The sequence below is a fragment of the Fontisubflavum oceani genome (genome assembly GCF_030407165.1).
Classification (GTDB): domain Bacteria; phylum Pseudomonadota; class Alphaproteobacteria; order Rhodobacterales; family Rhodobacteraceae; genus Rhodophyticola; species Rhodophyticola oceani.
Window position 1 is genome coordinate 114523 of the sequence record NZ_CP129111.1, and the last position, 12957, is coordinate 127479.

A 12957-nucleotide genomic window follows, 5' to 3' on the forward strand; every position below is an offset into this window, starting at 1 on the left:
ACGCAGATATGACCAGCATTCTTGCCTATGCAGCCGAACTTCCGACTCTGCGCCTGCCCGCTTCGGCCTATGTCGCGGCCTGGGGGTCTTGCGCGGCCTCGGGACTGAAACGCAAAACGGTCTGCGCCTATGATGAAGACCCGGTGACACTTGCCATCGCCGCCGCACGGCGAGCGCTCGCAGCCGCTGGCGACCCAAACATCGCAGCCGTCTATGTCGGAGCGACCACCCTGCCCTATGAAGAAAAACCGTCCTCCGCGACAATCTTGACCGGACTGACCGGCGCACCTGCCGCCGTTTATGAATTGCGCGGTTCGCCGCAAGCCGGTCTGCAGGCGTTGCGTCTTGCGGGTATGGAAGCCGAGCGCCTGCCCGAAGGCCAGGTCGTGCTGGCCATCGCCACCGATGCACCCGCCGCCGCACCCGACACGCCGCTGGAACATGCGCTTGGCGCCGGGGCCGCTGCGTTTGTGATTGGGTCGGGCCCCGGCATCGCCACGCTTGGCCCCTCGATGACGATTAGCCATGAAAGCTTTGGTGCACGGTTCCGGCGCGCGGGGTCTCCCCGCTTGCAGGACCTGGAATTGCGCACCCAAGACGACCGAAAAGCCGCCGATCTCTTGGCTAGCCGGTTTGACCTCACCGCCGATCACCTGGCGACAGGTCTATCGCCTCGGGCCGCGAAGAGGCTCGAGACCGCCGCGGGAGCCGAGAGCGACCGGCTTTGGCCAATCCTTGGCGATGTGGGTGCGGCCTCGGCCCCTCTCGCGCTCGCCGACCGTCTAGATCAGGCGCAGACCGGGGCGACAATCACCGCCGTCGCCCTCGGCGCGGGTGCGGCGGCACTTAAACTCACAGTCGATCGCCCTCGCCCGACCAGCCGCCCGGTCGCGGCCCAAGCCGAAAGCGGTCAAGAAATTGATTATGTTGCCTATCTGAAGCACCGCCAGATGCTGAGCAGCCGCTTTGGAGACACGCTATGAGTTCCTATATCTCCCTGCCGCTCTATGCGGCCTCCATCGATGCGCGGCTGCGGCTTGAAGGCGGGCGCTCCCCCTCAACCGACGAACTGGTCTATCCGCCGCGCACGGTCGGCATCACCTCCGACGCGCAGGATTTCGAACCCGAGACGTTGGCCGAAACCGGGACCATCTATAGTTTCACCGTCATCGCCCGCGGCGGCGCACCGGCGGAGTTCGATGACCAACAAACCATGACTGGGACCATCGTGGTCGGCGTGATCGAGATGGAGGACGGCCCGCGTATCATTGGCCAAATCGTCGGGGCTGATCCCGACACACTGGCCATTGGCGACCCGGTCACCGCAACCGTGCGGCGGCTCTATGACCAAGAGGGCATTGTCCGTTACGGGGTCAAGTTTTCCCCGGTCTCTTCCACATGAATGCCGCGACGAAGCCTGTCATCGGCGTAATCGGCGCTGGCACGATGGGGCGCGGCATCGCGCAGGTGTTTGTCCAAGCCGGGCATCGGGTACTGTTCCACGACACCTCCACGCCCGCGCTTGAGGCCGCCTGCACCTTCATCGGCGATATGTTGACCCGCGCGGTCGCGAAAGATCGGATGACCCAAGCCGAGGCGGATGCGGCCATCGCACGGCTGGAGCCAGTTGACGCCCTGGACGCTTTTGCACCATGCGATGTGGTGATCGAGGCGATTGTCGAGGCGTTGGAACCGAAACAGGCCCTGTTCACCAAGCTCGCCGACATCCTCCGCAATGATGCGATCCTGGCTACCAACACATCGTCGCTCGCCGTCACACGGATTGCCGCGCCAGTGCCGGGGCCCGAGCGTGTGATCGGTCTGCATTTCTTCAACCCCGTGCCGCTGATGAAACTGGTCGAGGTGATCCCAGGTCTGCGCACAAGGTCCGACCTCGTGGCCGAGATGACCACCCTGATCGACGGGATCGGACATACGCCGGTCACGGCCACCGACAGCCCCGGGTTTCTGGTCAACCATGCCGGGCGCGGGCTTTACACCGAAGGGCTCCGCCTGCTGCAGGAAGGCGTTGCCACACCGCATCAGATTGACGATGTGATGCGCGAGGCGGCGGGGTTCCGGATGGGGCCGTTTGAGCTTCTGGATCTGACGGGCCTGGATGTGTCATTCCCCGTGATGCAATCGATTTACGAACAGTTCTGGCAAGAACCCCGCTTTCGCCCCTCGCCCACGCCACCCTTGCGCGTCGCAGCAGGCCTTTTGGGCCGGAAAACCGGCGAGGGCTTCTATCGCTATGATGCGGGCAAGATCATCCGGCCCGCGCCGGTCGACACCCCCGATATCGCGCTTCCGCCGATCTATGTGGCGCCAGGGGACGGCGCGGCGGAGCTTACGCAGACCTTGCTCGACGCAAGCGCGACGCTGAGTGACAGTCCTGACCCCGAGGCGCTTTTGCTGGTCTCTCCGCTTGGAAGGGACGCGACCAGCACGGCCCTGGATTTGAATCTCGACCCGACCCGCACGGTGGCGGTCGACCCGTTCTTTGGCCTCGCGGGGCGGCGCACGGTGATGACGACGCCGGTCACCCGGCCCGAGATGCGTGACGCCGCCTCTGCCGCCGTGGCCCGAGGTGGCAAGGGTGTGACCGTGATCCATGACAGCCCCGGATTTGTGGCCCAACGCATGGTTGCCACGATCATCAATATCGCCTGCGAAATTGCTCAGGCCCGGATTGCGACGCCGGAAGATATCGACCGCGCGACCATGTTGGGCCTGGGCTATCGGATCGGACCCATGGCGCTTGGGGATCGGCTTTGCCCGGCCCGGATCATGACGATCCTTACTGCGCTGCAAGAGGCCACGGGCGATCCACGCTACCGCCCCAGCCTATGGCTGAAACGGCGCGCGGCTCTTGGGGTCAGCTTGCTGACGCCAGAGGGCTAGGGCGCAAACCGCGCCGCAAGCGCACTTTTCAGGATTTTGCCGGTGGGCCCGATGGGCAAGTCTTCTTGGATAAGCTCTGTAGGCACCTTGTAGCCCGAGAGGTTCTCGCGGCAATGCTGCCGCAGCGCGTCGAGATCAAGCGTCACACCGGCTGCGGCCTGGACATAGCCGACGACCTCTTCATCTCCGGGCACCTTTCGGCCGACCACGGCCGACTGCATAACGCCTGGGAAGGCATTCAGCACGCCCTCAACCTCAACCGGATAGACATTGAAACCAGAGCGAATGATCAGCTCCTTGCCGCGCCCGACGATGTAGAAGCTGCCCTCCGCATCGCGCCGCGCCATATCGCCGGTTCTGAGCCAGCCATCCGGCGTGATCGTCGCCGCCGTCGCCTCCGGGTCTTTATAATAGCCATCCATGCGCGACGGCCCCCGCGCCCAAAGTTCTCCCACCTCATCATCGGCGGCTTCGGACCCATCGGCGCGCACCACTTTCACCTCACAGCCCGGCGAGGCGATGCCAATGGCGTCTCCTGAGGCTTCCACCCCATCCGGCACGCGGGCAATTGGCGTCATCTCGGTACAGCCATAGCCATTGCGAAATGGCAGGCCGAATATGCTCTTCATCCGCTGCATCAGGCTCAGGTCGACAGGCGATCCTCCCGTGCCGGTAAAGCGCAACCGGGTTGTCTGGCTCAGGTCGATGCCATGGGCGTCGGCATAATCGAGCAGTTTGGCGTAAATCTGCGGCACCGCGACCATGAAACTGATCCGATCTTCGGCAATCGCATGGGCCAGCGCCTCCGGTGAAAAGCGCGGTGCCAGCATGGCCTCGGCCCCGCCGATGGCCGCGGTGATCAGGTTCGACCCAAGACCGATGGCATGGCTGATCGGCGCGACGATATAGAGCGTATCTTCGGTTGAAATGTTGCGGCTGACAACCTGACTGGCCCCTTGATAGAGGATCGCCTGATGGCCCAGCACAACCCCTTTCGGCCGCCCCGTGGTGCCGGAGGTAAACATAATCACGGCGGGCAAATCGCCGGTTTCGGGCGCCGCATCGTCATTCAACGCGCCGATGGCAAATTGGCCGATTACGGGACCGGTCTCGGGCGCGGCACCCGCCTCTTCGGCATGGGTCGCGGCAGCGGCGCTGTCGGTGGCGTAGAGAATGCAGCGTGGCACCAGATGGCCCAACATCACCGCCACTTCACGCGGCGACACCCGAGCATTGATCGGCGAGGCGATGGCCCCTGCCGCGCTGACCGCATAGATCAACACGGCGGAGGTCACCCCATTTTCGTTGATCACCGCAACCCGGTCACCCGGGCGAACACCGTGCGCCACCAGCCGGGCAGCCGCCGCCGAGATCGCCGCGCCCAATTCGGCATAGGTTAACCGCCGCGTTGGATCGGAGATTGCAATCCCACCGGGTGTGTCCGCCGCCCATCTGAGTGGAGCTTCATGGAGTTTGCGCGGCAGCGTGTCCAGAAACGCCTGCGTCTCTGGGTCGTCAGAAGCCGAAAACGGCTCAGTGTGCGTCATGTCCGGTTTGTCCTTCAACAAGCGGCGGGGCCGCTTTGTCTTGCGTAATCCAGGCGAGGATCAGAGCCAAGACCGCAAAGCCAGCACCAATCGCAGAAGTGACCAGCGGCCCAATACCCGCCATCGGCAAGCCTGGCGCGGCGAAGGCCAGACCGCCGATAATCATCAAGCCGCGCACAACCCATCCGACGGGGCCATGTGTCACCGGTCCGATGCCATAGATATAGCCCTGCAATCCGTTCGCCAGAACCGCGACGCCGATGATCGCCGACACCGTGACGGAAATGATCTCCTGCGGTGTTCCGATCAAGAGGAGCGCCGGGTTGAGGACGAAGAAAAACGGCACGAAATAGATGATCGCGCCGAGTTGCACGGCCTTGAACCCCGTGCGCATCGGGCTGGTCCGCGCAACCGAGGCCGCGGCGAACGCACCAATCGCCACTGGCGGCGTGATAAAGGACAGCATGCCCCAATAGAGGATGAACATATGCACCGCCAGCGGGTTGAGGCCCGCCTGAATCAGCGATGGCGCGAGGACAACGGCCAGGAACACATAGGCCGCCGTGACCGTCATGCCGATGCCCAGGATGAAACTTGCCAACGCGCCCATGACCAGAAGCGCCAGGACCGAGCCGCCCGCAATATGGACCAGCGCATTGGTCAGCCCGCCGATCATACCGGTCACGACCAGCGCGCCGACCACAAGGCCGATCCCCGCCAGGATCGCGGCGATCTCGACCAGGAGCCGCCCAACAGCCAGCAGATAGGACTTGAACCGGTCCCATGTCATCCGGTCGCGCTTGGAAAACACCTGATTGATGATCAGCAATAGACCCGTGGCATAGAACGGTGCCGCCGCCTCACGCCCCAAACCGATCAACATCCAGATCAGAAAGGCAAAAACGGCGATGTAGTACCAGCCTTCGCGCATCGCTTTGCGGAGGCTCGGGAGTTCTTCCTGCGGCAAGCCCTTGATCTCGGCTTTCGCCGCGAATGCATCGGCACCGATAAATAGACCGAAGAAATACAGCACTGAGGGGATGATCGCCGCCGTCGCCACCTCCAGATAGGAAATGCCGAGGAAATTCGCCATGACGAAGGCCGTGGCCCCCATGATCGGCGGCATCAATGTGCCGCCGGTGGACGCGCAAGCCTCAATCCCCGCCGCATAGAGCCGGGGGAAACCGGATTTGGTCATGGCCGGGATGGTCAGCGTGCCGGTGGTCAACACATTCGAGGTGACCGAGCCCGACATTGAGCCCATTAGACCGGAGGCAAACACTGCAACTTTGGCCGCGCCGCCCCTGACATGGCCCAGAAGCGCGAATGACATATCGAGAAAGAACCGCCCGGCACCGGTGAATTGCAACGTAACCCCGAAGAGCAGGAACCCGACAACCAGCGAGGCAAAGGCCTTGATCGGCAAGCCCAGCATGCTTTGCGTGCTCATGATGTGATACATGCCGGTCTGCTCGACCGTCATCGCAAAGCCCGAAAACACGCCCGGCATTGAGGCGGCATAGACCGGATAGAAAGACAGAACGCCGACAACAATCAGGATCGCCAAACCACCCGCGCGACGCGTGACCTCCATCACCAGGAACCACAAAAGAAGCGAAGCCCACCGGGCCGGTTCAGGGGCCGTATATTCCCAAGCCTGGCGCACCATCGTCTCGGCGTTCCAGGCGAAATAGCCAAGGATCCCCGCAGTGGCCAGCGCCATGAGCAGGTCTAGCGGCCAGATCCAGCGACCTTTGATCGTCAGAGGAAAGACAAAGAAGGCCAGCGGCAGAAGACAGGCCAGAAGCCAATAGAGATAGGCGTTTTCCAGCAGCATGACGCCGGTGGCGCGCCCGAGGATAAACACCTGATGGATCGTCAGAACCACCGCCAAGACTGCGCCTAGGATTACGACAGCGGAGACCCATCGCGGGTGCGCTCCGTGGCGCGTGTCAGTCTCAGCGGTGGTCATTTTTGATGCGTCCGTAAAGCGTTACCAGGTTTCGAAGAACGGGTTGAACCCGGCCTCGGACAGTGCCTCGAAGCGCGCCGCTTGCCAAGCTGCCGCGAAGGCTCCGTCATCGGCATGATCCTCGGCAATCACCGCGGCCCAAGTATCCGCTAGAACCTGCTGACGCCGCAGAAGTTCGTCGTGATTGGCCTGATCCGCATCGGTCCACATACCGGCCTCTTGCCAGTAACGGATCGCCCCATCGTGGAACGGCATGACATAAGACAGCGATTGACGCTCCGCCGCCCAACCATAAGCCCCCGGTGCAGCATCTTCATATTGCGGGAAGAACTCCACCATAGCGCGGGTGAACTCATAGACCATCTGCTCTTCCGCCTCGGCATAGGTGACGAGGTTCGGATAATGATAGACCGCGAAGGGCAGACCATCTTCCGGCACATTGTTGCCAGCGGTCACCGTTTTGGGGAAGAACCACGGGGCAAACTCCGTAATCCGCTCCCAGCCCTCGGTGTCGTCGGTTGGAAAGAGGACCCAGTCCATGCCCCGGTTACTGGCCGCCAGACGCCCCGATGTGCCACTGTCGCTGACCGCGATCCCGGCATCGACCTGCCCGGCCACATAGCCATCAAGCCAGGCGCCAAAGCCAGGGAATTCAACAACTTCGACATCGTCCCAAGTCAGACCGCCAAAGGCCAGATATGCCTCGACCAAGAGGTTCAGAGCAGGCGAACCGACGATGCGCGCAACCCGGACACCTTCCATCTCGGACGGGTCGGTGATGCCAAGCGCCGGGTCGATCGCAAAGCCGATGCCGCCATCAGAAACATTCGACATCACCAGGCGCACAGGCTGCGGCCCCCACTGGCCACGATCGGCGAATTCGAAGACGCCTTCCTGGCTGTAAAACACGCCAAACCCGGTGGAGCTGAACTGCGCCACACCTTGTTGCAACGGCGCTTGGCGCGAAATGTCATTGTCGCCTGGAATAGGCCGCAGATTGACACCCAACTCTGACTGCAACACGCCCCCGATCGCGACCATCTGCGCGAAACCGGCGGAGGTTGTGGAATAGGTGGTCACCGCGATTGTCGATGGCATCTCCGCAATCGCGGGGGTGCCGATCCCGACCGCCAGCACAGCCGCAGCCATACGCTTCAACAGCGCATTATGCATCTTGAATTCCTCCCAAATGATGTGATGGCGCCAGGCCCTCCCGGCGGCACCGTCTCTTCATGTTTCCACACTAGGCTACTGGACGCGGGATGCAAAACAAAATTAAAGTTCGCAGAGCGAAATATTGATTGGAGCGCGATATGTCAGGCGATTCTGTGGATTTGGGTGTGGATGTCACAACCTCTGGTGGTGTTGCGACGGTCACCATGCGCTATCCGGCGCGGCGCAACGCGTTGTCGCTCGAATTGCGCGAGGTGCTGCATGACGCGGTCTTCGATCTGATGATCGATCCCGAGGTGCGGGTCCTGGTTCTGACCGGAGCCGAGGGTGTGTTTTCCGCCGGCGGTGACATCTCTGGCATGGACAATCTGACGACGATGGCCGGGCGGGCGCGGCTGCAACGCCTGCACCGTCTTGTCCGCTTGCTGATCGAGGGCGAAAAGCCAGTGATCGCCGCCGTCGAAGGCTACGCGGTTGGGGCAGGCATGTCGCTGGCGGCGGCCTGCGATGTGGTTGTGGCCGCCGAGGACGTGGTTTGGAATTGCGCCTTCAACAAGCTCGGGCTGATGCCCGATATGGCGGCAATCTGGACGCTGCCCGCCCGGATGGGGCTGGGTCGGGCAAAACGTTTGATGCTGACCTCGGAACAATTCGACACCGACTCGGCGGCCGATTGGGGGCTGGTCGAGGAAGTGACTGAGCCGGGCGCAGCGCTGGCGACGGCTCAAGGCATCGCCAAGACCATCGCCAAACGCGCGCCGGCCGCCGTGGCGCTCACCAAGACTTGGCTGTCGCGCGGGCCAATGGGTCTCAACGAGGCTTTGGCCGCCGAAGCAGATGCGCAGGCCGTGTTGTTTCAAACCGAAGACTTCACCGAAGGGCGGACCGCGTTCATGGAAAAACGCGTGCCCGAGTTCAAAGGCCGCTAAGGCCAGGTGATATGGCGAAACACCCCATGGCCGGTGGCAATCACCGTACCTTTATTGGCATCGGTCACCTGCACGCGGACGGTTTTAAGCTTCCGCCCGCCACCGACCACCCAGGCCTCGCAGACGATCTCTTCGCCCTCGCGAAACGGCGCAAGATAGTTCAGCGAGAACGACACCGTCACCACCCGGCCTTGCCGTTTGCCATTTTCATCGGCGGTGAGTGCGACGCCGCAAGCTGTGTCCATAACACTGGCCACGACACCACCATGCGCCACACCGGACATATTCGTGAAGCTCGGCTGCCAGGCGCAGCGGAGCCGGGCGTAATCAGGCTCCGCGCGGTCAACGCGGAGCCCTAAGAGTTCCGAAAACGGGCTCATATCGGTCCAGTCACTCTTCATTTGCTCGGCTTCGCACCGCTGGCCATCGCCGCCCAATCCTCATCGGTCAGCGCATCAAGTTCCGAGAAAGACGCCGCCTTCTTCAACCAATTGCCGCCGTCGATGATCACTTGCTCACCATGGATGAATCCAGCCTGATCGCTCAACAGATAGGCCGTCAGATCGGCGAATTCGTCGTGACGGCCCGGGCGGCCCACCGGCGGGCGCTGTTCCATGATCTTGCCGAGACCGGGCCGCGGATAGAGATTGTCCCACGCGCCGGGTGTCGGGAACGGCCCCGGCGCGACGGCGACAAACCGGATGCCTTTCGGGCCCCATTCGGCAGCAAGCGACCGGGTCATGGCCAACACGCCGGCCTTGGCCATGGCCGAGGGCACCACATAAGGCGCGCCGGTGAAGGCATAGGTGACGGTGATCGACATGACCGTCGCCTTCATACCCGCCGCCAACCAGCGCTTGCCGCAGGCCAGCGTCATATAGGCCGTGCCGTGGAGCACGATGTTCAACACCGCATCTACGGCACGTGGCGAGAGCGACTCGTATTTCGCGGTGAAATTGCCCGCCGCGTTGTTGATCAGGATATCGGGCGGGGTGTCGTCCCAAATCGCATCCAGCGCCACGTCAATCGCCGCGGCATCGCGCACGTCCAGCGCCGCATAGCGCACCCGACGACCGTATTTGGCCTCGATCTCTTCGGCAGCGGCTTTCAGAACCTCTTCGCGGCGGCCGAAGATGATCAGCTCCGCGCCCAGTTCGGCCAGACGCTCGGCCATGGTCCGGCCCAGCCCCGTGCCGCCGCCAGTGATCAGGGCGCAGCGCCCGTCATAAAGCCCTGGTTCAAACATGTCTTACCCCTGTTGGAAGGCGCGGCTCATCTGGCGCGCGATAATCAATTGTTGGATCTGGCTCGTGCCTTCGTAAATCCGCAGGAGCCGCACGTCGCGATAGAACCGCTCCACCGGATAGGCGGCCATATACCCCGCCCCACCGTGGATCTGCACGGCGCGGTCCGCGACCCGCCCGACCATCTCGGTACAGAAATACTTGGCACAGGCCGCCTCCTGGATCGCCTTGCCCTCGCGGTCATAGATCTCGGCGGCATCGGTCACCATTGTGCGACCCGCGTAATACTCGGTCTGGCTGTCGGCGAGCATCGCCTGGACCAGTTGAAAATCTGCGATGGCGCTACCAAAGGCTTTGCGCTCATGGGCATAGGCCAACGCCTCGTCGATCAGACGCGACGCCATACCGACCGAGGTTGCCGCGATATTGATCCGGCCCCGATCCAGCACCTTCATCGCGGTCTTGAATCCACGGCCCGGCACGCCGCCGATAACGTTTTCCGCCGGCACCCTAACATCTTCGAGGATGATATCGCTGGTCTTGGTCCCGTGCTGCCCCATTTTCCGGTCCGCAGGTGCGATGGTGATCCCGGGCAGATCGGTCGGCACCAGGAAGGCCGAGATGCCGGCCGCGCCTTTCTGATCCGGCTCGGACCGCGCCATCAGCGTCAGCAGCCCTGCGCGCGGGGCGTTGGTGATATAGCGCTTGGTGCCGTTCAGAACATAATCGGAGCCGTCCAGGCGCGCCGTCGTGCGGATCGCAGCGGCATCCGATCCGGCATCGGGTTCGGTCAACGCGAAGGAGGAGATGATTTCGCCGGTCGCCAACTTCGGCAGATAGTGAGCTTTCTGCGCCTCGGTCCCGTCCATGATGATGCCTTGCGAGCCGATGCCCACATTTGTGCCGAAGACTGACCGGAAAGCCGCAGAGGTCCGCCCGGTGATCTGCATCACCTGTGCCTCCTGGCTCAGGCTGAGACCAAGGCCGCCATATTGCGTCGGGATCGACAGGCCGAAAAGGCCCATCTCACGCATATCTTGCACGATCTCCGGCGCGATATCGTCGTCCAGTTCGACTTGTTCTTCCGCTGGTATCAGCCGCTCTTCGACAAACCGCTGCAACGCGGCGCAGATCTGCATGAAGCTGTCATTGTCAATTCCCATCGTTTGTCCCTTTGTCCTCGTTACGCGGGCGCCAAGGCCGGGGCGATCCGGTCTCGGGCTGATCTCAGGGCGGTTTCGGCCTCCGCCGTCAGCCGATCCAAAATTGCACCTGCGGGTTCCAGTCGGTCGCACCAGGCGGCCGCCGGCCCAAGCGACAACACCCCTTGGCTCCAATCCCCGGTTTCATAGGCTTGGCGCTGCATCATCCCACCAATCAAAGGCCCCAGTGTTTCGTAGTCGCGCACGCCCTCGGCCTCCAACGCGGCCACCGCTGCCGCAGTGTCATTGGCAAGGCAGCGATAGGTGTTCTTCAATGCGTGCAGGACGGTGGTTGAGCCGGTCTCGTCCAGGCTCAGCAAATGCGTCTTGTAGGCGTCATGCGCCCAAATTTCATCGGCTACCAGCATGCGCGAGCCAATTAAGACCCCATCTGCCCCAAGCGCCAGCGCGGCGGCCAACTGCCGCCCTGACCCGATGCCACCGCCGACCAAAACGGGGACATCGATCTGCTCCAAAGCCCGCGCGGCCAAGACCATGGCGGGAATGTCGCCCTGCCCCGGGTGACCACCACATTCCGCGCCGATCAGCACCACCGCATCGACCCCAGCTTTCGCCGCCGATGCCGCATGGCGGACGCTGGTCGCTTTGTGCACAACCTGACACCCAACCGCCTTGAGCGCGGGCAAAAAGGCCACCGGGCTATACCCCGCCGTTTCAACGTGGCGCACATCCTCACCTGCCAGGATCTCGATCCACCGGCGCATCCGCGCGTTTTCCTCTGGTCGGGCCGAGATGTAGAGATTGACGCCAAAGGGCCGCCCACCGGTCATCGCACGACATCGGCGAAGCGCGTCGACAAAAGCCGCCTCGTCTGGGTAGGAGCGTGGTGTGATATAGCCCATGGCTCCGGCATTCACGACCGCCGCGACATACTCCGCCGTCGCCAGCCACATCAGGCCGCCGCAAAGGATCGGCTTTTCGATCCCAAAGCGCTCCGTGAGTCTTGTCTTCAACACCGCTGCGCTTGTCCCGTCTGCATTGCATCCCCAATCTGTCCCACAACCATAGCGCCATTATTCCGCAGTGCAAAATAATATTTCACAAAAGATAGACCACTACCGCTTTGCAAAAAATCGTTTCGCAACTTGAGAAACGGACCGTTCTAATGTCTAGTGAGACACCCTTGACCCGAGAGGCAGCATGGCCCGACCCCGCGCGACACCCAAAGACACCTCGGAAGAGGATCCGAAATCCTCCCGCCAATTCGTGACTGCCGTGTCGCGGGGCTTTGAGGTGCTGCGCAGCTTTGTGCCTGAGGGGAAACCGCTTGGAAACCAAGAGATCGCGGCCCGCTCCGGGCTGCCAAAACCCACAGTCAGCCGGATTGCCTTCACGCTGACCGAACTTGGCTATCTCGTCTATTCCGCCGAGACCGAGAAATATCGCCTTGGTCCCGGCGTTCTGGCCTTCGCGCAGGCGTTCGGGAACGGAACCGGCATCACCGAGTTGGCGAAAGGGCCCTTGCAGCAACTGGCCGATGACACCCGCGGCACGGTAGCCATTGGTCAGGCCGACCGTCACGAGATGGTCTATATCGCGCTGCACCGCTCAGTGTCGCGGATCATGCTGCGTCAGGATATCGGCAGCCGGATTCCGATGGCGACGACGGCGATGGGCCAAGCCTATCTCCACGCCCTGCCCGCGCCGCGCCGCAAAGTCAGAGTTGAGAAACTCGCCGAGTTCATGGGCGATGAACGGCAAAAGTTTCTGGAGATACATGAACGCACCGGTGAAGAACTGCGCACGCGCGGGTTTTGCGTGGTTGCTGGCGTTTGGGAACATGAAATCAACGGCGCTGCGACAGCCTTCAAGCTGGATGACGGGCGTAGCGTTCTGGCGATGAATATCGGCGGCCCGTCCTTCTGGCTCACCGAAGAAAACCTCTATGGTGAGATCGGCGACCGGATGATGGAGACACGGGAAGCCCTGATCGATGCAGGCATCTTACGGCTGAACCTGATGTAG

12 protein-coding genes are annotated in these 12957 nt (G+C 62.5%); 5 read left to right on the forward strand and 7 right to left on the reverse strand.

The genetic code is table 11. The features are described from left to right. Window positions 1–8: 8 nt before the first annotated feature. From QTA57_RS00610 to QTA57_RS00620, 3 genes are read left to right on the forward strand one after another with little or no spacing between them, the layout of a single operon-like run. Complete coding sequence (locus tag QTA57_RS00610; RefSeq protein WP_290153141.1) at window positions 9–983, forward strand: hypothetical protein; 975 nt, start codon at window positions 9–11, stop codon at window positions 981–983. Further along, window positions 980–1402, forward strand: coding sequence for a Zn-ribbon domain-containing OB-fold protein (locus tag QTA57_RS00615; RefSeq protein WP_290153142.1), 423 nt, complete (start codon window positions 980–982; stop codon window positions 1400–1402). The genes QTA57_RS00610 and QTA57_RS00615 overlap by 4 nt, the downstream gene beginning before the upstream one ends. Then, window positions 1399–2904 carry a 3-hydroxyacyl-CoA dehydrogenase gene (locus QTA57_RS00620; protein ID WP_290153143.1) on the forward strand — a complete coding sequence of 502 codons (1506 nt, stop codon included), beginning with the start codon at window positions 1399–1401 and terminating at the stop codon, window positions 2902–2904. Before QTA57_RS00615 ends, QTA57_RS00620 begins: the two co-directional genes overlap by 4 nt. Here QTA57_RS00620 and QTA57_RS00625 read toward each other — a convergent pair. Genes QTA57_RS00625 through QTA57_RS00635 form a run of 3 tightly spaced genes read right to left on the reverse strand, consistent with a single transcriptional unit; the run spans window position 2901 to window position 7596 of the window. Continuing rightward, window positions 2901–4451, reverse strand: coding sequence for a class I adenylate-forming enzyme family protein (locus QTA57_RS00625; protein WP_290153144.1), 1551 nt, complete (start codon window positions 4449–4451; stop codon window positions 2901–2903). The genes QTA57_RS00620 and QTA57_RS00625 overlap by 4 nt on opposite strands. Then, window positions 4438–6423: a TRAP transporter permease gene (locus tag QTA57_RS00630; protein WP_290153145.1), complete on the reverse strand. Its 1986-nt coding sequence runs from the start codon at window positions 6421–6423 to the stop codon at window positions 4438–4440. Before QTA57_RS00630 ends, QTA57_RS00625 begins: the two co-directional genes overlap by 14 nt. 21 nt (window positions 6424–6444) lie before the next feature. After that, window positions 6445–7596 carry a TAXI family TRAP transporter solute-binding subunit gene (locus QTA57_RS00635; protein WP_171557834.1) on the reverse strand — a complete coding sequence of 384 codons (1152 nt, stop codon included), beginning with the start codon at window positions 7594–7596 and terminating at the stop codon, window positions 6445–6447. A 140-nt stretch (window positions 7597–7736) separates the two neighbouring features. On the opposite strand from QTA57_RS00635, the gene QTA57_RS00640 reads away from it, so the two are divergent. Beyond that, window positions 7737–8525 carry an enoyl-CoA hydratase/isomerase family protein gene (locus QTA57_RS00640; RefSeq protein ID WP_290153146.1) on the forward strand — a complete coding sequence of 263 codons (789 nt, stop codon included), beginning with the start codon at window positions 7737–7739 and terminating at the stop codon, window positions 8523–8525. Here QTA57_RS00640 and QTA57_RS00645 read toward each other — a convergent pair. From QTA57_RS00645 to QTA57_RS00660, 4 genes are read right to left on the reverse strand one after another with little or no spacing between them, the layout of a single operon-like run. Beyond that, window positions 8522–8926: a PaaI family thioesterase gene (locus QTA57_RS00645; RefSeq protein WP_290153147.1), complete on the reverse strand. Its 405-nt coding sequence runs from the start codon at window positions 8924–8926 to the stop codon at window positions 8522–8524. The genes QTA57_RS00640 and QTA57_RS00645 overlap by 4 nt on opposite strands. Continuing rightward, the gene (locus QTA57_RS00650; protein WP_290153148.1) at window positions 8923–9771 is read right to left on the reverse strand and encodes an SDR family oxidoreductase; all 849 of its coding nucleotides are present in this window, start codon (window positions 9769–9771) and stop codon (window positions 8923–8925) included. Before QTA57_RS00650 ends, QTA57_RS00645 begins: the two co-directional genes overlap by 4 nt. Before the next feature lie 3 nt (window positions 9772–9774). Further along, window positions 9775–10932, reverse strand: a complete 1158-nt coding sequence (locus tag QTA57_RS00655; protein ID WP_171557827.1) for an acyl-CoA dehydrogenase family protein — start codon at window positions 10930–10932, stop codon at window positions 9775–9777. A 20-nt stretch (window positions 10933–10952) separates the two neighbouring features. Next, on the reverse strand, window positions 10953–11945 hold the full coding sequence (locus QTA57_RS00660) for an NAD(P)H-dependent flavin oxidoreductase (RefSeq protein WP_290153149.1): 993 nt from the start codon (window positions 11943–11945) through the stop codon (window positions 10953–10955). 187 nt (window positions 11946–12132) lie between these two features. Between QTA57_RS00660 and QTA57_RS00665 the strand changes: the two genes are divergently transcribed. Next, window positions 12133–12957: an IclR family transcriptional regulator gene (locus QTA57_RS00665; RefSeq protein ID WP_290153150.1), complete on the forward strand. Its 825-nt coding sequence runs from the start codon at window positions 12133–12135 to the stop codon at window positions 12955–12957.